The sequence below is a fragment of the Phytomonospora sp. NPDC050363 genome (assembly GCF_040655735.1).
Classification (GTDB): Bacteria; Actinomycetota; Actinomycetes; order Mycobacteriales; family Micromonosporaceae; genus Phytomonospora.
Window position 1 is genome coordinate 162939 of the sequence record NZ_JBFAKK010000002.1, and the last position, 19900, is coordinate 182838.

20 protein-coding genes are annotated in these 19900 nt (G+C 71.5%); 7 read left to right on the plus strand and 13 right to left on the minus strand.

What is annotated here, in order from left to right:
• Window positions 1–38 precede the first annotated feature (38 nt).
• Together AB0I28_RS05200 and mycP are read right to left on the minus strand one after the other, a co-directional pair.
• Window positions 39–872 (minus strand): peptidoglycan DD-metalloendopeptidase family protein, encoded by an 834-nt coding sequence (locus AB0I28_RS05200; RefSeq protein WP_357489655.1) that lies wholly within the window; start codon window positions 870–872, stop codon window positions 39–41.
• Window positions 873–933: 61 nt separating this feature from the next.
• Window positions 934–2100: a type VII secretion-associated serine protease mycosin gene (mycP, locus tag AB0I28_RS05205; RefSeq protein WP_357489657.1), complete on the minus strand. Its 1167-nt coding sequence runs from the start codon at window positions 2098–2100 to the stop codon at window positions 934–936.
• 214 nt (window positions 2101–2314) lie between these two features.
• On the opposite strand from mycP, the gene AB0I28_RS05210 reads away from it, so the two are divergent.
• Genes AB0I28_RS05210 through AB0I28_RS05220 form a run of 3 tightly spaced genes read left to right on the plus strand, consistent with a single transcriptional unit; the run spans window position 2315 to window position 5144 of the window.
• Complete coding sequence (locus AB0I28_RS05210; protein WP_357489659.1) at window positions 2315–4387, plus strand: SseB family protein; 2073 nt, start codon at window positions 2315–2317, stop codon at window positions 4385–4387.
• A gap of 5 nt (window positions 4388–4392) precedes the next feature.
• The gene (locus AB0I28_RS05215) at window positions 4393–4770 is read left to right on the plus strand and encodes a hypothetical protein (protein WP_357490830.1); all 378 of its coding nucleotides are present in this window, start codon (window positions 4393–4395) and stop codon (window positions 4768–4770) included.
• Window positions 4767–5144 (plus strand): HTH domain-containing protein, encoded by a 378-nt coding sequence (locus AB0I28_RS05220; protein ID WP_357489661.1) that lies wholly within the window; start codon window positions 4767–4769, stop codon window positions 5142–5144. The genes AB0I28_RS05215 and AB0I28_RS05220 overlap by 4 nt, the downstream gene beginning before the upstream one ends.
• Window positions 5145–5227: 83 nt before the next feature.
• On the opposite strand, the gene AB0I28_RS05225 is transcribed toward AB0I28_RS05220, so the two are convergent.
• From AB0I28_RS05225 to AB0I28_RS05245, 5 genes are all read right to left on the minus strand, one after another.
• Window positions 5228–6037, minus strand: coding sequence for a sugar phosphate isomerase/epimerase family protein (locus tag AB0I28_RS05225; protein WP_357489663.1), 810 nt, complete (start codon window positions 6035–6037; stop codon window positions 5228–5230).
• Window positions 6034–7140 (minus strand): dihydrodipicolinate synthase family protein, encoded by a 1107-nt coding sequence (locus tag AB0I28_RS05230; RefSeq protein WP_357490832.1) that lies wholly within the window; start codon window positions 7138–7140, stop codon window positions 6034–6036. The genes AB0I28_RS05225 and AB0I28_RS05230 overlap by 4 nt, the downstream gene beginning before the upstream one ends.
• A 35-nt stretch (window positions 7141–7175) precedes the next feature.
• Window positions 7176–8330: a Gfo/Idh/MocA family oxidoreductase gene (locus AB0I28_RS05235; protein ID WP_357489664.1), complete on the minus strand. Its 1155-nt coding sequence runs from the start codon at window positions 8328–8330 to the stop codon at window positions 7176–7178.
• A gap of 365 nt (window positions 8331–8695) precedes the next feature.
• Window positions 8696–9478: a cytochrome d ubiquinol oxidase subunit II gene (locus AB0I28_RS05240; RefSeq protein ID WP_357489666.1), complete on the minus strand. Its 783-nt coding sequence runs from the start codon at window positions 9476–9478 to the stop codon at window positions 8696–8698.
• An 11-nt stretch (window positions 9479–9489) separates the two neighbouring features.
• Complete coding sequence (locus tag AB0I28_RS05245) at window positions 9490–10755, minus strand: cytochrome ubiquinol oxidase subunit I (RefSeq protein WP_357489668.1); 1266 nt, start codon at window positions 10753–10755, stop codon at window positions 9490–9492.
• Between the two features lie 140 nt (window positions 10756–10895).
• Here AB0I28_RS05245 and AB0I28_RS05250 point away from each other — a divergent pair, with 140 nt between their 5' ends.
• Window positions 10896–11024 (plus strand): hypothetical protein, encoded by a 129-nt coding sequence (locus AB0I28_RS05250; protein ID WP_357489670.1) that lies wholly within the window; start codon window positions 10896–10898, stop codon window positions 11022–11024.
• A 4-nt stretch (window positions 11025–11028) separates the two neighbouring features.
• Here the strand turns inward: AB0I28_RS05250 and AB0I28_RS05255 are convergent, their stop codons facing one another.
• Complete coding sequence (locus tag AB0I28_RS05255; protein ID WP_357489672.1) at window positions 11029–11502, minus strand: hypothetical protein; 474 nt, start codon at window positions 11500–11502, stop codon at window positions 11029–11031.
• A gap of 102 nt (window positions 11503–11604) precedes the next feature.
• On the opposite strand from AB0I28_RS05255, the gene AB0I28_RS05260 reads away from it, so the two are divergent.
• Window positions 11605–12189 carry a DUF402 domain-containing protein gene (locus AB0I28_RS05260; protein WP_357489674.1) on the plus strand — a complete coding sequence of 195 codons (585 nt, stop codon included), beginning with the start codon at window positions 11605–11607 and terminating at the stop codon, window positions 12187–12189.
• A gap of 19 nt (window positions 12190–12208) precedes the next feature.
• Here the strand turns inward: AB0I28_RS05260 and AB0I28_RS05265 are convergent, their stop codons facing one another.
• From AB0I28_RS05265 to AB0I28_RS05285, 5 genes are all read right to left on the minus strand, one after another.
• Complete coding sequence (locus AB0I28_RS05265) at window positions 12209–14359, minus strand: MMPL family transporter (protein WP_357489676.1); 2151 nt, start codon at window positions 14357–14359, stop codon at window positions 12209–12211.
• Between the two features lie 165 nt (window positions 14360–14524).
• Entirely contained in the window at window positions 14525–14920 is a 396-nt protein-coding gene (locus AB0I28_RS05270) for a RidA family protein (RefSeq protein ID WP_357489678.1), read from the minus strand.
• A gap of 97 nt (window positions 14921–15017) precedes the next feature.
• Window positions 15018–15446, minus strand: a complete 429-nt coding sequence (locus AB0I28_RS05275) for a GNAT family N-acetyltransferase (protein WP_357489680.1) — start codon at window positions 15444–15446, stop codon at window positions 15018–15020.
• 13 nt (window positions 15447–15459) lie between these two features.
• Window positions 15460–16122: a response regulator transcription factor gene (locus AB0I28_RS05280; RefSeq protein ID WP_357489682.1), complete on the minus strand. Its 663-nt coding sequence runs from the start codon at window positions 16120–16122 to the stop codon at window positions 15460–15462.
• Entirely contained in the window at window positions 16119–17288 is a 1170-nt protein-coding gene (locus AB0I28_RS05285; RefSeq protein ID WP_357489684.1) for a sensor histidine kinase, read from the minus strand. The genes AB0I28_RS05280 and AB0I28_RS05285 overlap by 4 nt, the downstream gene beginning before the upstream one ends.
• 127 nt (window positions 17289–17415) lie before the next feature.
• Between AB0I28_RS05285 and AB0I28_RS05290 the strand changes: the two genes are divergently transcribed.
• Window positions 17416–18291 (plus strand): ATP-binding cassette domain-containing protein, encoded by an 876-nt coding sequence (locus AB0I28_RS05290; RefSeq protein ID WP_357489688.1) that lies wholly within the window; start codon window positions 17416–17418, stop codon window positions 18289–18291.
• Window positions 18288–19475, plus strand: a complete 1188-nt coding sequence (locus tag AB0I28_RS05295) for an ABC transporter permease (RefSeq protein WP_357489692.1) — start codon at window positions 18288–18290, stop codon at window positions 19473–19475. Before AB0I28_RS05290 ends, AB0I28_RS05295 begins: the two co-directional genes overlap by 4 nt.
• Window positions 19476–19900 lie beyond the last annotated feature (425 nt).

Sequence of the window (19900 nt, forward strand, 5' to 3'; positions counted from 1 at the left end):
GGCTGGTGGGGCGGGGTCCGCCCCACCAGCCCGGGCCGCTAGTCGAAGCGGTCCTGGTTGAGGAAACGGGCCACCGCGCGCCACGTGTTCGGGCCCGGCACGCCGTCGATGGGGCCGGTGTAGCCCCACCCTGCGGCGAGCCGCTGGAGCGCGGCCCACGTGTTGGGGCCCGGGTCGCCGTCGGCGGGACCGGCGTATCCGTGGTGCGCGGCGAGGTAGCGCTGCATCGCAGCCCAGGTGTTCGGGCCCGGGTCGCCGTCGATCGGCCCGGTGTAGCCGGCGTCGATGCGGACCCAGTTCTGGAGCCGCTGGTAGAAGATCGGGCCGGGCACGCCGTCGCTCTCGGTGGAGGTCTTCGGCAGTCCGCCGCCTCCGCCTCCGCCGAGGAAGACGAGCGGGTTGATGCGTGTGCCGTTCGGGTCGATCATGTGCCAGTGCAGGTGCGGTCCCGTCGAGGACCCCGAACCGGGCGCGCCCGCCGCGCCGCCCGAGAGGGCGACGATGGCCCCGGCGCCGACCGATGCGCCGTTGCCGTGCACGAACTGCGACAGGTGCATGTACTGCGTCCGGTACCCGTTGGGGTGGCTGATCGTGACGGTGTGCCCGCCGGTGCCGTTGTACGGGATGTTCGTGATCGTGCCGGAGCCGCAGGCGGGGACGCCCGTGCCGACACCCATCGGGTAGTCGATGCCGCCGAGGGAGCCGCGGTCGATGTGCGCCTGCCAGCCGTCGGAGATCGGGTAACCCGAGAAGGGGTTGTAGAAGTTCGCGGCGAATGCCGGGGTCGACGGGAGGATGATCCCGCCGGTCACCGCGAGGGAGGTGGCCGTGGCGCCTCGTAACAGGGTGCGCCGGGTGAGCTTTCTGGCCATGGTGCTCCTTCCAGAGGGGGTGGAAGGGAACCAGTGTGTCCGATGGGGGCAAGTTCTGCGGTCAGAAGGACGGCGGTCGCCGGTAGTGCCCGTTGCGGCGCAGGAGTACCAGTGTCGTCGTCAGCGCGATCGCCGCTATGACGGCGACGACAGCCAAGAGGATGTACGGGGTCGGGCCCGGCCCCTTGGCGGCGGTGTCGGCGGCGGCCGGGGGTGGGGCGTCGCCTCCGGGACCGGCCGCGCCGGACTCCGGCACCTGCGTACCCGAGGGCTGCGGCTGCGTCCCCCCGCCACCGTCGACCGACGACAGGAGGGGGTTGATCGCGACCTCCGGGATCTGCGGCGACAGCGCCCCGACCGGGTTGACGCGGCCGAAGCCGTACACGTCGTCGCGGCCGGGTTTCCCGAGATCGGCGGCGGTGAAGATGAGCCGGTTGATGATGTTGGCCGCGCTCATGTCGGGAAACTTCGACCGCACCAGCGCGGCGGTCGCCGACACCAGCGGCGCGGCGAAGCTCGTGCCCTGGATGTTCCAGTACCCGTCGGGGTGCGCGGAGGTCAGATGGTCGGCCGGCGCCGACAGCACCGTCGGGACGCCCGTCAGCGCCCCGTCCCAGAACTCGCCGTCCGGCGACAGGCCGCTCACCGCGACGACCCCGGGCATGCGCGCGGGAAACCACACCGACTGCTCGTCGTCCTTGCTGCTGTCGACGTTGCCGGTGCAGGCGACCACGACCACCTCGCGGCTCAGCGCGTAGGTGATGGCCTCGCCGAGTTCGGTGCTCTTCCCGACTCCGCCCAGCGACAGGTTGACCACGTCGGCGCCGTGGTCGACGGCCCACCGCACGGCCCGCGCGACCACACCGGCGTCGTCGTACCGGTTGTCCTTGTCGAGGACCCGCACGGGCAGGATCATCGCGTCGTAGGCGAGCCCCACGACGCCGTCGGGATCGTTCTGCCCGGCGATGAGCGCGGCCACCGAGGTGCCGTGGCCGACCGGATCGAAGGTCCCGTCTCCGCCCGAGCCGTCGTCGCTCTTGACGAAGTCGGCGCCGGGGAGGACTTTTCCGCGCAGGTCGACGTGGCCGGCGTCGACGCCGGAGTCGACGACCGCGACGACCGCCCCCGCGCCGGTCGACTGGGGCCAGGCGTCGGCGGCGTGCAGGGCGTCGAGCTGCCACTGCTTGGGTCGGACGTCGTCGGCGTGAGCCGGTACGGGGAGTGCCACGGTGGTCGACAAGACCACCGCGACCGTTACGGCCGCGGCTTTTCGGAGCCTCCGCGCAATCCCCATTGCGTAGATAGTGGCATGCCCTCGCACCTTTCGTCCCACACGATGGAGATCCACTTGTGCGGTGGCCGATCGTAGGGTGGGGTGACCAAGCGTATTCGCTGTACTGTGATGCCGCGACACCTCTTTTAGTGCTGGGGAGACAGCGGTCATGACCTGGGAGCCCGCTACCGAGTCCGAACGGCGGATGCAGGACGTACTTCGCCAGGGTGACCAGGAGAGCTACTTTCTGTTGCTATCTCGTGGCGATCTGTACATCCCGGTGGCGCCGGGGAATTCCGCCTGGGCGACCTGGTCCACCGAGGACCGGACCCACGTACTGGCCTTCACCTCGGAAGTCGCCCTCCGGGCGTGCCTTCGCGAGCACGCCGGCCCGCACCGTCGGGTCCGGCTCGAAGAGCTCGTGCACACCTGGCCCGACGACGACTGGTGGCTCGCGGTCAACCCCGGGCTGCCCATCGAGGGCTACCTTCCGGCGTGGTTCGTCAAGCAGGTCTCGACCGGCGACGTGTCACTGCCGACCGACGAGAGCGCGGCGCCCGAACCCGACCTGATGCCGGTCTACGGCGGAGGATTCGGCTTCGAGGAGCAGGGCGGTGCCGGCGGGTACCGCGGCGACTCGGGCTACCCGAGCTACGCGCAGGCCGAACCGGCCTACCAGCAGCCCCCGCACCTTCAGCCCGGCGGCGGTTTCGCCCCGCCCGAGCCGGAGTACCAGCCACCCCGTCAGGAGCTCCCTACCCGGCAGGGCGAGCTCCCGTCGCGTTACGCCCCCGAGCCCGTGTACTCCGACTTCGCGCCGCCGGCGAACGCGCCGGCCCCGCTGCCGACGCGCGAGCCCTACGCGCCGCCGGAGCCCGCCTACCAGCCCGAACCGGCCTACCAGGCCGAGCCCGCCTACGCCGCCGACTCGGCCTTCCAGCCCGCCGGATTCCAGGCGGACCGGGGCTACGGAGCCGAGGCGGGTTACGCGCCCGAGCCCGCGTACGCACAGGAGACCGCATACGCGCCCGAACCGGCGTACTCCCGCGAACCGGCCTACGACAACGACCGCGGCTACCAGTACGACGAGTCGGCCTACCGGCCCGAGCACGCCTCCTCCTACGGCCCGCCGGCCGACACCGGCTACGCCGAGGACGCCTACGCCGAGCCCGTGCTCACCCACCGGCCGCTGCCCGAGCAGCGCTCCCCGGCGATCCCCGAGCCCCCGACGCCCACCGGACTGCTCGCCGAGCCCTCGGCCTACGCGCTGGCCGGGCCGACCGAGGACGAGGTCGAAGACGAGCTCGCCGCCGCCGGAGCCGCCGGGGACACCCCGCGCTTCCTGCGGGCGCTGCTGTCGGGCTGGGTGTACGTGCCGCTCAACGACGGGGCCCCGGAGAACGTCCGGCCGGGCGATCCCGGTTTCACCTGGCGCACCGACCTGATAGACGGTGCCTACAGCCTGACGGTGTTCACCTCGCCGACGCGGATGGCGCGGCGCCTGGGGCCGTGCGAGTTCGTGAAGGTCACCTTCGTGCGGGTCGCGCGCCACTGGCCCGACCGCAGCTACAGCCTCGCCATCAACCCCGGCACCGAGGTCGGCGCGAACATGCCCGGCACGCAGATGTCGACGCTGATCAGCTGGGCCGGCAAGAAGGGCCTCATCGAGCGCGCCGACATGATGGAGCAGTCGGCCGAGGCCGCCGTCGGCGTGCGCCACGACGACCTGTCGGCGGGCGGTTACGCGCCCACCCCTGCGCAGCAGCGCAAGCTCGGCCCGACGCTGATGCAGAAGCTCATCCCCGCCGCGCAGGTGCCCTTCTACCTTCAGCGCGGCTACGACCGGATCGCCGGCTTCGTGCACCCCGCCGAGGATCTGGCCGACTTCGAGACACCGGAGTCGCTGCGCACCGCTCTCGGTCTGATCCACGACGGGGCCTCCGACGTGTACGTGATCCGCTGGATCTCGCACCGCGCGGACCTCTACCGGATCCCCTACGGCGGCAACTCCGAGGACGAGATGCGCCGGATGGAGGGCTGGGTCATCGAGCCGCCTCCCTTCCGGGGCAACGGTTTCGCGCCCGGTGACGCCGGCGCGGTCGTCGCGGAGTTCAAAGTGGACAGCATCCGGCTGCCGCACGGCGCTACGATGCACCGGCTCAGTTCCATCGACGGCGACACGCTCGTCGCCTCGTTCGACGCCGACCAGCAGACCTGGCTGACCGCGGAGGAATCGCTGTGACGCCCATGCCGCCACTGGCCCATGTGGACGGTTACATCGCCCGCTGGCGGGACCGGGAGTACGAGGCCAGTCCCGACGGGGACTACATGCGCCTGTACACGCCCGATCCCGAGGAGGGCTTCACCGAGGTCGCGCCCGGCCGTTTCCGCAGAAGCGTTCCGGCGCCCGAGGTCGAGGACTTCTACTACCTGCGCACGGTCTGCAAATGGCGTGGGGAACCCTTCCACGTCATAGGGGAGACCGGGAACTGGCTGCGGGTCGAGTACGTCGGGGGTCAGGAGCCGGTCGCGGCCGGACTGGGCCTCGACCGCTACGACGCGGGCGTCTACCAGGGCTGGGCCCTGCGCGACGAAGTGACGGACCTGCACCAGAAGCAGGTGTGAACCGCGCCGACCGCCTGTACGCACTCGTCGAGGAGCTGCGGGCGGTCTCGCCGCGTCCCCGCAGCGCCCGCTGGCTCGCCGAGCGTTTCGGCGTGTCCGTGCGGACCGTCGAGCGCGACCTGCGCACCCTCCAGGAGGGCGGCGTGCCGATCCACGCCGAGACCGGCCGCAAGGGCGGCTACGTGGTCGATCGGCCGCGCACCCTGCCGCCGCTCTTCGTGACGGCGGAGGAGGCGGTCGCGATGACGGTCGCGCTGCGGCTGCTGCGAAGCGGGCCGTTCGCCGAGCCCGCGGGGTCGGTGCTGCACAAGCTGCGCGCGGTGCTGCCGCCGAGGGAGCTCGCGGAGGCGGACGCCTTGGGGGAGTCGGGGTAGAGGCCCCGGGACGGGACCGGCTGCGGTGTCCCTCACCGCGTGGACCCGAACGGCGATCCGGGTCCACACGGCAGAGATCGACCTCAGTCGGCGACGTGCTCGGCGTACGCCTGCACGGTCTCGGCGAAGACCTCGGCGCCCGGCCGCGCCCACAGTTCGTCGTTGAACAGCTCGACCTCGATCGGCCCGCTGTATCCGGCTTCGTCCACGGCCGCCTTGATCCGCCGCATCTCAACGCATCCGGTGCCCACCTGGCCTCGCCCGGTGAGCACGCCCGCCGGCAGCGGCGTCACCCAGTCGGCGACCTGGAAGGAGGCGATCCGGCCGGCCGCGCCCGCCCGGGCGATCGCCGGGTACAGGTTCGGGTCCCACCAGACGTGGTAGGTGTCGACGACGACGCCGACCTGCTCGGCCGGGAACGGCAGTGACAGGTCGATCGCCTGGTCCAGTGTGGACACCACGCAGCGGTCGCTGGCGAACATCGGGTGCAGCGGCTCGATCGCCAGCGTGACACCGGCCTCGCCCGCGTAGGGCGCGAGTTCGGCCAGTGCGTCGGCGACGCGCTCGCGGGCGCCGTCGACGTCGCGGGAGCCTTCGGGCAGACCGCCGGAGACGAGCACCAGTACCTTCGTGCCGAGCGCGCGCGCCTCGTCGACGGCCCGCTTGTTGTCCTCGATGGACTCACGGCTCCCGGTGGTGAAGAACCCGCCCCGGCACAGGGTCGTGACCGGCACGCCGGTCCGGTCGAGTGCGGCGACGGTCCGTTCGAGCCCGTACTCGGCGACCGGTTCGCGCCACAGCCCGATCCCGATCCCTTCCCGGGCGCAGGCCTCGATCGCCTCGCCCTGGTCCCAGAACTTCGCGGTGGCGTGGTTGAAGCTGAGCCTGCTCACCGTGCCACCCCCGCGACCGTCAGCAGCGCGCGCATCTTCTCGGCGGCGGCGTCGGGGTCGGGGTAGAGCCCGGCCTCGTCGGCGAGGACGAAGAGCTTCGCCAGGTATCGGACGTCGCGGGCGTTCTCCAGACCGCCGACCATGCGGAAGGCGTCCTGGTGGCCGGCCAGCCAGGCCAGGAAGACCACGCCGGTCTTGTAGTTGAAGGTCGGCGCGGCGAAGGTGTGCCGGGCGAGGTCGACCGTCGGGTCGAGGATCTCCCGGAAACCCTTGGCGTCACCGGCGTCCAGCCGCGCCACGGCCGCCGACGCGTGCGCCGCCAGCGGGTCGAAGATGCCGAGGAGCGCGTGGCTGAAGCCCACCTCGTCGCCCTCGATGAGCTGCGGATAGTTGAAGTCGTCGCCGGTGTAGCAGCGCACGCTCTCGGGAAGCCTGCGGCGGAAGGCGATCTCGCGGTCGGCGTCGAGCAGTGAGATCTTCACGCCGTCCACTTTGGACGTGTGCGCCGCGATCACCGCGAGCATCGTCTCGGCGGCGGCCGACAGGTCGGCGTCACCCCAGTAGCCGGTCAGCGCGGGGTCGAACATCGGCCCGAGCCAGTGCAGGATCACCGGACGCGATACCTGCGAGAGCAGCCGGTCGTAGACGCGGACGTAGTCGTCGGGGCCGGAGGCGGTGGCCGCCAGCGCCCTGCTGCACATGAGGATCGGGACCGCGCCGGCCGCGTCGACCACGGCCAGCTGCTCCTCGTAGGCGGCGATCACGCCGTCGAGTGTGGACGGACCGGTGAGCTGGTCGGTGCCCGCGCCGCAGGCGATCAGGCCGCCGGCGGAGGCCGCCTCGGCCGCCGAGCGCCGGATCAGCTCCTGCGTCGCGGCCCAGTCCAAGCCCATGCCGCGCTGCGCGGTGTCCATCGCCTCGGCGACGCCCAGCCCGTGCGTCCACAAGTGACGCCGGAAGGCGAGCGTCGCGTCCCAGTCGAGCGCGGCCGGACGGCCGGGGCCGTTGTCGGCCAAGGGATCGGCGACCACGTGCGCCGCGGAGTACACCACTCGCGACTTCAGGGCCGCGCCCGAAGGCGCGGGAGCGGTCGCCCCGCTCATCGTGTGCAGGGTGCCGTCGGGCAGGCGAAGCGAGGTCACAGGCTCAGCTCCGGCAGTTCGAGCCGGCGGCCCTGCTCGGCGGCGGAGATGCCGACCTCGGCGAGCTGCACACCGCGGGCGCCCGCGAGGAAGTCGTGGTTCCAGGGCGCGTCGTCGACGACGTGGCGCAGGAAGCTCTCCCACTGGACCTTGAAGCCGTTGTCGAACTCGTCGTTGTCGGGCACCTCGGTCCACTGCGCGCGGAAGTCGTTCGGCTCGGAGATGTCGGGGTTCCACACCGGCTTCGGCGTCACCGAGCGGTGCTGGGCGCGGCAGCGGCGCAGGCCCGCCACGGCGCTGCCCTCGGTGCCGTCGACGTGGAACTCGACGAGCTCGTCACGGAACACGCGCGTGGCCCACGAGGAGTTGATCTGGGCGACCACGCCGTCGGAGAGCTCGAAGATCGCGTAGGCGGCGTCGTCGGCGGTGGCCTTGTAGGTCTGGCCCTGCTCGTCGACGCGCTCGGGGATGTGCGTCGTGACGTGCGCGGTGACGGCCTTGACCGGCGAGAAGATGTGCTCCAGGACGTACTGCCAGTGCGCGAACATGTCGAGGACCATGCCGCCGCCGTCCTCGGAGCGGTAGTTCCACGACGGCCGCTGCGCGTCCTGCCAGTCGCCCTCGAAGACCCAGTAGCCGAACTCGCCGCGCACCGACAGGATGCGGCCGAAGAAGCCGCCGTCGACGAGCCGCTTGAGCTTGCGCAGGCCCGGGAGGAAGAGCTTGTCCTGGACGACGCCGTTCTTGACGCCGGCGTCGCGGGCCGCGCGGGCGAGGGTGAGGGCCTCGTCGACGGTCGTGGCGATGGGCTTCTCGCAGTAGACGTGCTTGCCCGCGGCGATGGCCTTGGTGACCGCGGCGAGGCGGTGCTGGGTGGTGAGGGAGTCGAAGTAGACGTCGATCGACGGGTCGGCGAGGACGGCGTCGAGGTCGGTGGTGTGGCGCTCGATGCCGTGGCGGTGGGCGATGGCGGCGATCTTGTCGGCGTTGCGGCCGACGAGGGTCAGCTCCGGCCAGATGACCGACCCGTCGGCGCGCGGGACGCCGCCCTGCTCCCGGATGGCCAGGAGGGAGCGCACGAGGTGCTGGCGGTAGCCCATGCGGCCGGTGACGCCGTTGACGGCGATGCCGACGGGGATGCGGGTGCTCATTCGGGGCTGGCCTCTCTTCAAGATCAACTTGGCAAGCGCTTTCCAATCTGGGTGGAGGGTAGCCGGAGCAGGCGCGGGGGGTCAAGAGAGGAGGGGTGGGTGCGCGGCCGGCCGGGCGCGAAGTCACCCGCGCGCACGGACAAAAGTCTCGTACGCGCGGGGAGGTCCGCGGTGTGTGGGCGGGGAGGGGAGCCCTTGCCGGGTGCCCAGAGGGGCTTGGCTCCACCCTCCCCGCAGGCCGGATGTACCCGACCTCACCACGCCGCGGCCCACTTTCGCGGCGAGGGGTCTATGCGTTCTGTCTACTCCTCGCCGTGTGAAACTGGTGTGACGTGACGGCACGCGGTGCCATCCTCACGCCGGGCTCAGAAATAGCCCGGTTCGCGCACCCTCCCGCGAAGCAGCCACCACATCCCGGCCTGCGCGGTCATCAGGAACGGCGTCACGATCAGCAGCGCGGGCACCAGCACCGCCAGCGTCGCGCCGTCGGCGGCCGACTCCCGCAGCGGCAGCCGCGCCCCCAGTCCGAGACCGACGAGCAGCATCGCCGCCGAGGTCAGCGCGTACAGCCGCCACCCGCCGACGCGGCCGACGAGCCCGGCGACGCGCTCCCCGACGGCCCCGCCGAGCCGCGTGCCCGCCCAGCCCAGGCCGTGGAAGGCGAACACCGCGGCGACCAGCGCCGCCAGCATCAGCGCGCCGATCCCGGGGAGCGGCCCGACCCTCCCGATGCCCGTCTCGCCGGCCCACACGAACACCAGCCCCCACGCCCCGGCGACCGCCCAGCTGCCCGCGCAGATCGCGATGTCGCACGCCGCACGCCAGCCCCGCGCGTCGACCCGCCCCCGCGACCACAGCCCCATGTCGCGCACCATCCAGCCGACCAGCAGCGCCACGATCGCCGGGAACATCCCCGACAGCAGCTCTCCCTCCAGGTCGGGGAAGGCGCCGACGAGCACCCCGGCGGTGGCCACCAGCCACACCTCGCTGCCGAGGAAGGCCGGCGCGATGGCGGTGACGACCAGCCGCCGCTCGCGCTCGTCGCGGCCCAGCACCGGAAGGAGCATCCCGGCGCCGATGTCGGCGCCGCCCAGCAGTAGGTAACCCAGCCCGTAGAGGGCCAGCAGCGCCACGGCCGCGTATTCCATGTCGGTTCCTCTCAGTACGCCAGGACGGGGCGGGTCTCGGGCGCGTCATCGGCGCCGAGGGTGGTGGCGGCCGGGCCGCGCGCGGCGGCGCGGAACAGCAGCCAGTAGTTGACGACGATCAGCAGCGCGAAGACCGAGCCGAAGGCGATCAGCGACCCGCGCATGGCCGCCGGGGAGACGTCGCTGACGGCGTCGGAGGTCTTCAGCAGCCCGTTGACGACCCACGGCTGGCGGCCCATCTCGCGAAAGATCCAGCCGGCCGTCATCGCGACGAAGGGCAGCGGGATCGCCGCGGTCAGCACGGCGTGCCAGAGGCGAAAGCGCAGCGCGATCGGCCGGTAGGCCATCAGGAGCAGCGAGATCACGCCGAGGAGCAGCAGCGGCAGGAACAGCAGGATCATCACCAGCCCGGCGCCCCGGACGGCGCCCACCGAGGGCAGGTAGTCGCCGGGCCCGAACTTCGCGACCGCCTCGGCCTGGAGCCGCGCGAGCTGCGCGTCCGACCCGGAGAACGCGGCCATCTTCGCCGGCTGGATCTCGCGCACGAAGGCCAGCTGGACCCCGCCGGTGACGACGGTGAACATCACCGCCGGTACGGCCACGGCGATCCCGGCGCGCAGCGAGCGCAGGAAGAAGTCGTGCTCGGGCGTTCGCCGCATCAGGTGGAAGGCGCTGATCCCGGCGAGGAAGAAGCCGCCGACGACCATGGCGCCGCCGAGGATGTGGAAGAACGCGTGGAGGGTGCTGGGGTTGGTCAGGACGGCGGCGGCGTCGGTGAGGCGGATGCCGTCGGTGCCGCGCTCGTAGCCGACGGGGTTCTGCAGGAAGCCGTTGGTCACCAGGATCCAGTAGGCCGAGGCGTAGGCGGTGATCGTGACGATCCAGATGAAGGCGAGGTGGACCCAGCGGTTGACCTTGTTCCACCCGAAGATCCACAGGCCGAGGAAGGTCGACTCGATGAAGAAGGCCACCAGGGTCTCCATGGCCAGCGAGGCGCCGAAGACGTTGCCGGCGTAGTGGGTCAGGCCCGACCAGCTCAGCCCGAACTGGAACTCCATGACCAGGCCGGTGACGATGCCGAGGGCGTAGTTGATCAGGTAGAGCTGGCCCCAGAAGCGGGTCATGCGCCGGTAGACGGGTTTGCGGGTGAAGGTCGCCGCGGTCTGCATGAACGCCAGCAGCACCGAGAGCCCGAGTGTGAGGGACACGAAGAGGAAGTGCGCGCCGGCGGTCAGCGCGAACTGCCAGCGGGCGAGGTCGAGGGTCTCGGCGTTCATGCCCGAATCGTGCGGGGACGGTTCGGCCGTCGGCGTCGGGCGCGGGTTGGGATCTCGTGTACCCCCTGGGTTGTGCCGGGCGCGCGGGTGTACGACTGGGGTTGCGCCGGGAGGTGCCCGTATTCGCCGAAGGAGCCGCCGTGACCGATTCGCCGACCATCCGCGAGGTGACCCTGCGGACCGGGATCCGGCGCACGAAGCCCTTCTGGGCCCTGGGCCGCAAGGGAATGGACCAGGGCGTGTCCGGTGGACCACAGGAGAAGCCCTAGGACGTCAGTCGAGCGGCTCCAGCTTCACGATGCTCCGCGACGGCGAACCCGCCCACAGGATTCGCAGCGAGGGCTCGCGCTCGACCTCCCAGAGCGCCTCCCGCAACGCGTCGTCCATCGCGGGTCCCGGCCGTTCGTAGTAGACGCCGCTGTCCTGGGTTTTCAAACCGCCGACGTCGGCGAGGCCCGGATGCTCGGCGAACACCATCTCCAGGCCGACCCGCCAGTACTCGGGCTGGTAGTGCTCGGTCTCGGTCCAGGCGGCGGACACGTCCACCGCCAGGATCCGCTCGAACGAGAGGCTCGGCAGCCGGTCGTTCCAGCCGTAGCGGCCCCAGGAGACCGCGAACCCGTCGGCGTCGGCGTCCTCGGCGGTCTCCAGCCCGGCGAGGTCGACCGCCAGGAACGCGCGGAAGACCTCCCAGGCCGCCGCCGGATCGCTCACGCGCGCGGGATCGAGGCGGCGCTCGGTCAGCATGCCGCGAAGGACCTCGGCCGAGTCCCGCCACGAGATGTGCACACGGCAAGCTAGCAGCCGCCCGCACCCCCCGCCCGCCCGCCGCATGGCAAGGTGGTCGGCATGCCCGCGCCCATCCCGTTTCCGCGCCGCCGAGCCAGCAAACTGCGCCACCCCGACGTGCTCGCCGCGCACTGGTACGAGTACGTCCTCGGCGAGGACGAGTCGGGAGTGTGGGCGATCCTCCCGCGCGGCGGGAAGACGTGGTGGGCCGTGTCGGGCGACGTGACGACGATGGGCGACGACCAGCTCCGCCTGTACCCGCACGGCGGCGGCTGGGCGGCCCAGTTCTGGCAGCCCGGCCGGGAACTGCACATCCTGCACCCCGACGGCACCGAGGTGACGCGGCAGGTCGCGGTCCTCGACTACGTCGACATGGTCCTCGGCCCGGTCTGCGACGCCACCGGCGTGTCCTTTGTGGACCTGGTGCTGGACGTGGTCCGCTACCCCGACGGCACGGTCGCGATCGTCGACGAGGACGAGGTCGACGAGGAGGTCGTGCGCTACGGGATCCCGCTCGGCCACATCGATCGGGCCCGCGCCGACGCCGCCGAGGTGCACACGGCGATGGCCCGGCGCCTGCCGCCCTTCGACGGCACCGCCGAGCTGTGGCGCGCGAGGTTCCACGCGAGCGTGCCCGCCGGCTGAACCGGCGGGCACACCTCGGCTAATCCTTCTCCAGCGCGATCTTCGGCAGCGCCCGGTCCAGCCACTTCGGCAGCCACCACGCCTTCGTGCCGAGCAGTCGCATCACCGTCGGCACGACCAGGCAGCGGATGACCAGCGCGTCGAGCAAAACCGCGACGGCCAGTCCGAGGCCGAACTGCTGGAGCATCCGGTCGGGGCTGAGGACGAAGGCGCCGAACACGACGATCATGATCGCGCCGGCCGCGGTGATCACCCCGCCGGTCGTGGCGAGCCCCTCTCGGACGGCGTGGGAGGCGTCGGCGGTGCGGCGCCACTCCTCGTGCATCCGCGAGACCAGGAACACCTCGTAGTCCATGGACAGGCCGAACACGATCGCGAAGATCATGACCGGCACGAAGGCCTCGATCGGTCCTGAGTGGACGCCGAACCAGCCCTCCTGGAACACCAGTGTGATCACGCCGAGGGAGGCGCCGATGCTCAGCAGGTTCAAGATCGCGGCCTTCACCGGGATCAGCAGCGAGCGGAACACCGCCATCAGCAGCAGCGCGCTCAAGCCGACCACGACCAGCAGGAACAGCGGCATCCGGTCGCTGACGGCCTCGGCGAAGTCGACGGAGGCGGCCGTCGAACCGCCGACGAGGTAGGTCGCGCCGGTGTCGCCGGCGACGGGCGGCAGGACCTCGACGCGCAGCCGCTCGACCAGGTCGGCGGTCGCCTCGTCCTGCGGCGCGGTCTCGGGGAACACCAGCAGCATCGACAGCTCGCCGGGCGCGATCGGCTGCGGCGGAGCGACTTCGGCGACCCCGTCGGCGGTCCGCAGGGCCTCGTAGGCGGCCTCCGCGGCGGCCTCGTCGCCTTCGCCGAGCACGATCAGCGGACCGTTGAAGCCCTCTCCGAAGCCCTCGCCGAGCAGGTCGTAGGCCTGGCGGCTGGTCGTGGCCGCCGACTCGGTGCCGGCGTCGGCGAAACCGAGCCGCATGCCCAGCGCCGGTGCCGACAGCGCGATCAGCAGGGCCAGCGCGAACAGCAGCGGCACGAGCGGCCGTCGCTGCATCAGTGCCGCCCACCTGCGCCAGCGCGCGCCGGGCTCGCTCGTGGCCTTGGCCGCCCGCCGCAGGATCCGGGCCTCGATGCGCTTGCCCAGCACCGAGAGCAACGCCGGCAGCAGCGTCACCGAGGCGAGCATGGTGACCAGGACGGTCAGCGCGACTCCGAGCGCGACGCCCTGGAGCCCGCCGAGTCCCAGCGCCAGCAGGCCGAGCAGCGCGATGATGACCGTCGCGCCGGCGAACAGGACCGAGCGGCCCGCGGTGTCGAGGGCGGTGCGGGCGGCGGCCTCGCGACCCGCGCCGCGCCGGATCTCGCCCCGGAAGCGCGTGAAGATGAGCAGCGCGTAGTCGACGCCGACGCCGAGCCCGACCAGCATCATCAGCGGCACGATGTAGCCGGGCAGGGTGAAGACGTTCGAGGCGATCGCGATCAGTCCGAGGGTGCTGCCGACGGCGAAGACGGCGGTGAGCAGCGGCACCGCGGCGGCCAGCAGCGAACCGAACATGAACAGCAGGATCACCAGGGCCGCGAGCATGCCGGCGCCCTCGGCCGCCCCGCCCGCCGACTCCTCGGCGCCGCGCACGGCGTCGCCGCCGAGTTCGACGCGCAGGGAGTCCGACTCGACGCCTTTGGCCGCGTCGATGATGGCGCGGACGTCTTCGGCGGGAACGTCGGTGGCCTGCGCGTCGAGGGTCGCGGTGGCGAAGCCGATGGTCCCCGTCTCGCCGATCGAGCCGGGGGACTCGAAGGGGTCGCTGACGTCGGCGACCGACGGCATCGTGCCGATGTCGCCGAGCACGCCGGTGATGGCGGCCCGCTGCGAGGCGAGCCCGGCGTCGGACTGGAAGACGATCTGGACGGTCGTGCCCGACTCGGCCGGCGCGTACTTCTCGAAGGCCTCGCTCACGGCCTGGGACTCGGTGCCGGGCAGTGAGTGGTCGTCGCGGTAGTCGGTGCCGATCGCCTGCGAGGCGACGGTGACACCGGCCAGTACGGCGACCCAGAGCAGGAGCGCCGGCCACCGGCGGCGCTGCGACCAGGCGGCGAGGCGTTCCATACGGCTCGGCGCCGAGGGCGGCGGTGCCCCGGGCGAGGGCTGCGGAGCGAGTGTGCGTGTCATGGGGCAACAGTGGGCGCGCGGCATGGCCGTCGGCGTCGGCCTGCGGAGGGCACTCGGGGTACGGCGGTGGTTGCGCCGGCGGGCGCGGAACGTACGGCCGGAGTTGTTCCGGCCCTTAGGGGGAGGGGCGGCGGAGGTCAGGGTCGCCGCTCCTCCCCGGTGGTCCTAGGGGCGTACGGCAACGGCGTCGACCTCGAACAGCATGCCCGGCAGGGCCAGCGCGGCGACCCCGTTGAGGGTCTGCACCGGGGGCTTGTCGCCCCAGATCCCGCCGATGACGCGGCCGATGACGGCGAGCTTGTCGAGGTCGTGACCGACGATGAAGGTCCGCAGCTGCGCGACGTGGGACAGGTCGAGGCCGACGGCGTCGAGGGCCCTGCGCAGGTTGTCGAAGGAGAGCTCGACCTGGGCGGCGAAGTCCTCGACGGCGACCTGGCCGGTGGCGTCGGAGGCGTACTGCCCGGCGACCAGGACGAGCTCGCCGGAGGCGACGGCGACGTGGCTGTAGCCGAAGCCGACCGGGTCGTGGAGGGTCTCGGGGTTGAGGATCTTGTGCGGCATCGCGAATCCTTCGCTACATTCTGGATCTTAGATGTCTAAGATAATCGCGGGTGGAGATCGCCGCAATGTGCTCCGCGCGACAATCCCGGGACAAGTCCTAGGCGGGGTTGTCCTCCCAGCGCCGCTCCATCCACATCTCCGGCTTCGGGTGCGCGTCGAAGCCGTACCGCCGGTACAGCTCGTGCGCGTCGTCGGTCGCCAGCACCATGCGGCGCAGCCCGAACTCCTCGACGTCGGCCATGATCCGCTCCATCAGCAGCTTCCCGACTCCCTTCCCGCGCACGGAACGGTCCACGTACACGTCCGACAGCCACGCGAAGGTGGTCTGGTCGGTGACGACACGCGCGAAGGCCACCTGCCGACCGTCGGCCGTCGCGAAGACGCCGTAGGGGATGGAGCAGGCGATGGCCCGCTCGACCCGCTCGCGTGAGCGGCCGTCGGCCCAGTAGGTGTCGGCGGAGAGCCGTTCGTGGACCCAGTCGACGTCGAGACGGGCGGGGTCGGAGGAGATCTCGAAAGCGGACATGGGCGTGATCCTGCTAGACCCAGCCGGGCTTCACCAAGCCACTTTCGTATGCCAGGATCACCAGCTGCGCGCGGTCGCGGACCCGCGCCTTCGTCATGATCCGGCTGACGTGCGTCTTCGCCGTCGCCGGGCTGAGCACCAGCCGCGCGGCGATCTCGTCGTTGGTGAGGCCCTCGGCGACCAGCGTCATGACCTCCCGCTCGCGGTCGGTCAGCGCGTTCAGTCGCGGCGAGGGGTCGGGGTGCTTCACGCGCTGAGCGAACTCGCCGATGAGCTTGCGCGTGATCGACGGCGCCAGCAGCGCGTCCCCGCGCGCGACGACCCGCACCCCGTGCAGCAACTCCATCGGCTCGGTGTCCTTGACCAGGAAACCGCTGGCACCGGCGCGCAGGGCCCCGTAGACGTAGTCGTCGAGGTCGAAGGTGGTCAGGATGATCACCCGCACCTCGGCGAGCTTCGGGTCGCCGACGATGCGCCGGGTCGCCTCCAGCCCGTCCAGCTTCGGCATCCGGATGTCCATCAGCACCACGTCGGGCCGCAGCTGACCGGCCAGCGTCACCGCCTCCAGGCCGTCGGCGGCCTCACCGACGATCTCGATGTCCGGTTCACCGTCCAGAATGGACTTGAAACCGGCCCGGACCAGTGTCTGGTCGTCGGCGAGCAGGGCCCTGATCATGCGGTGCCTCCTGGCGGGTCGAGCGGGAGGACGGCCCGGACGGCGAAGCCGGTGCCGCCGGGACGCGGTCCGGCGTCGAGCGAACCGCCGATCGCGCGGGCGCGTTCGCCCATGCCGAGGATGCCGTGCCCGCTGCCGGCCGTCGCGGGGACCCCGGTGCCGTCGTCGGTCACCTCGACGACCACTTCGCGCTCCCCGTAAGCGATGGCGACGGTCGCCGTGGCAATCCCGGCGTGCTTGGTGACGTTGGTCAGCGCCTCCTGGACGATGCGGTAAGCGGCCAGGTCGACCTCCGTCGGGAGGGGCAGGACGGTGCCGGTGACGTTCGTGGCGACGTCGAGGCCCGCGTTGCGGCTGCGTTCGACGAGCGCGTCGAGCTCGCCGAGCCCGGGGGCGGGCGCGATGGGCAGCTCCTCGTCGACCTGCCGCAGGACGCCGAGGGTGGAGCGCAGTTCGCGCAGGGCCTGCTTGCTGGAGTCCTTGATGGCGACGAGGGCCTGTTCGGCGCGGTCGGGCTCGAAGCGGTGGAGGGCGGCGCCGGCCTGCACGTTGATCAGGGAGATGTTGTGGCCGATGACGTCGTGGAGTTCGCGGGCGATGCGCAGCCGCTCCTCGCTGGCGCGCAGCCGCGACTCCTCCTCGCTGACGCGCTCGGCGGCGCGGGTGCGCTGCTCGGCCTCGGCGAGGTAGGCGCGGCGGTTCTGGACGACACCGCCGATGGCGATGATCGCGGTGAGCCAGCCGGCGAGCATGAACACCGCGACGTCGTCGAGGTGGCGGCGGTCGGCCTGGGCCTCGACCGAGACGATCGTCAGCATCGGCACGACCGCCAGGACGGCCGCGGCGATGAGGCTCGACTCGGCGGCGACGGTGTAGAGCGCGACGAGGAAGGACAGCACGATGATGCCGTCGGGGCCGGTCAGGGGGTAGTAGAGGGCGTTGCAGGCCAAGGTCACCAGCGCGACGCCGATGGGGAAGCGGCGCCGCCAGTACAGGACCGCCGAGGAGATCGCGATGAGCGGCCATGCCAGCCACGCGTTCGCCTCGGGCCACTGGGTCCGGCTGTTGAGGCCGACCAGGGCGACGACGAGGACCACGACGCCGACGGCCAGCGCGACGGCCGCGTCGGCGGTTCGCCCGCGCGGAGGCCACCAGCTCTTCACCACCCCCGCAGCATAGGCGGCCCTCATCCCTCAGTAGGAGTCTCGGCGCCCGGCGTCGTTCGGGAAGATGGGGCCGATTACATCCGCAAGGGAGACGTGCCTCCAAGATCACCATGGGAACGTTGATTCCATGATGGAGATCGACGGGCTCCGAAAGAGCTACGGCGACAAGGTCGCGCTCGACGGCGTCACCTTCACCGTCCGGTCGGGAGAGATGTTCGGGTTCGTCGGCGCCAACGGCGCGGGCAAGACCACGACGATGCGCATCGCCATGGGCGTGCTCGAACCCGATGCCGGTGAGGTCCGCTACGAAGGCCGCCCCCTTGCCTTCGCCGACCGCAGGCGCTTCGGCTACATGCCGGAGGAGCGCGGCCTCTACCCCAAGATGAAGATCGCCGAGCAGATCGCCTACTTCGGGGAGCTGCACGGCATGTCGGCGGCGAAGTCGAAGAAGGCCGCCGCGGAATGGCTGGAGCGCCTCAACCTCACCGACCGTGCCGGCGACCACGTGCAGGACCTGTCGCTGGGCAACCAGCAGCGCGTCCAGCTCGCCGTGGCGCTCGTCCACGAGCCCGAGGTGCTGATCCTCGACGAGCCCTTCTCGGGCCTCGACCCGATCGCCGTGGACACGATGGCCGACGTCCTCGCCGAGCGCAACGCCGCCGGGGTGCCCGTCCTGTTCTCCAGTCACCAGCTCGAACTCGTCGAGCGGATCTGCGACTCGGTCGGCATCATCGCCGACGGGCAGATGGTCGCCGTCGGCTCGGTCGGCGAGCTGCGCCGCAAGGAGGGCCGCCGGGTCCTCAAGGTCGCCGTCGAGGGCGCCGCACCCGGATGGGCCGACGCGCTGCCGGCCAAGGTCGTCGGCAACGACGACGGCGCGCTGCTCATCTCGACCGACGACGACCAGGCCGTGCTGGCGGGGGCCGTCGCCGCCGGGCGCGTGACGCACTTCGGCTGGCAGGAACCGACACTGGTGGAGATCTTCCGGGAGGCCGTGGCGTGAACGGTTTGTTTCTGGTGGCCCGGCGCGAGGTCCTCGTCCGCGGTCGCACCAAGGGCTATCTGGTCAGCATGATCATCAGCGCGGCCGTCGTGGCCGTGCTGGCGTTCCTGCCGAAGCTGCTCGGCGGGCCCGACGAGTACAACGTCGGCGTCGTCGGGGCCGAGTCGGCGGTCATCAGCGAGGCCCTGACCACGCTGCAACCGACGCAGGAGACCACCGGCGACGAAGGTCCCGCGACGGTGACCGTCACCGAGTTCCCCGACGAGGCCGCCGCGCGCGCCGCCGTCGAGGACGGTGACGTCGACGCCGTGATCCTCAACGGCGACACGCTCCTCACCGACGGAGGTGTCAATTCCGAGCTGTCGCTGATCGTCGACACCGCCTACAAGCAGGTCGCCTCCGCTCAGGCGCTGGAGTCGGCCGGGCTGCCGCCCGACCAGGTCGCGCAGGCCATGGCGAGCGTGCCGGAGATGAAGCAGCAGTCGATCGGCGAGGACGCCGACGAGGCCGGCGCGAGACTGGCGATCGCCTCGATCGTGGTGATCTTCCTGTTCTTCATGCTGATGTACCCGGTCATGTTCGTGGCGATGGGCGTCATCGAGGAGAAGTCGAGCCGGATCGTGGAGATCCTGCTGTCGACGCTGCGGCCCTGGCAGCTGCTCGGCGGGAAGATCATCGGGCTGGGCATCCTCGGGCTGATCAACGTCCTGGTGATCACCGCGGCCGGGCTGATCGCCGCCAGTGCCAGCGGCATCATGCCCGACCTGCCGCCGGGGACCATCTCGACGCTGTTCGCCACGCTCGGCTGGTGGGGCCTCGGGTACGCGTTCTTCGCCGCGCTGGCCGGGGCGCTGGGGTCGCTGGTGTCGCGGCAGGAGGACGCGAACGCGACGATCACGCCGCTGACGATGCTGATGGTCGCGTCCTACCTCGTGGCTCTGCTGACGGCGAGCAACCCCAAGTCGTCCCTGGCGGTGGTGCTGTCCTACGTGCCTCCGTTCTCGGCGATGATGATGCCGATGCGCAGCGCGTCCGGCTCCGTCGAATGGTGGGAGCAGGTGCTCAGCGCGGTGCTCCTCGCCGCCGCCGTCGTGGGTGCCCTGGCGCTGGGTGCGCGGATCTACCGCCGCGCGGTGTGGCGCATGGGCTCGCGGGTGAAGCTGATGGAGGCGCTGCGGGGGTAGCGCTGGCGGAGTAGGTGGAGGCGCTGCGCGGATAGTGCTTCTGGCGGCGTTGGGTGGATAGCGGATAGCGGATAGCGGATAGCGGATAGCGGTGCGCGGAAGCAGGCGCGGAGCGCTGGACGTGTGGAAGGCCCGTCGCGGGAGGAATCCGGCGGCGGGCCTTTCGCCGACGTGGCCCGGCTCGGCGGCTCGCCTTCGATGCGTGCGGGTTGGCTGCGGCGATGGGCGTTTGCGTTCTCCAGCATTCTCCAGCACACGCCGGGGACCAATCTCCAGCGTTCCCAGCCCGTTGTCTCACAGGCTGCGGCTGCCCTCGCCGCTGGCGGAGGGTTGACCACCCAGACCGCTACCTCGGCCTTCTAACCGCCTCGTCCTGGCCTGCCCCGTCCGGCCTGGTGGGCCTCCGTCACCTGTCTGTCTTTGCC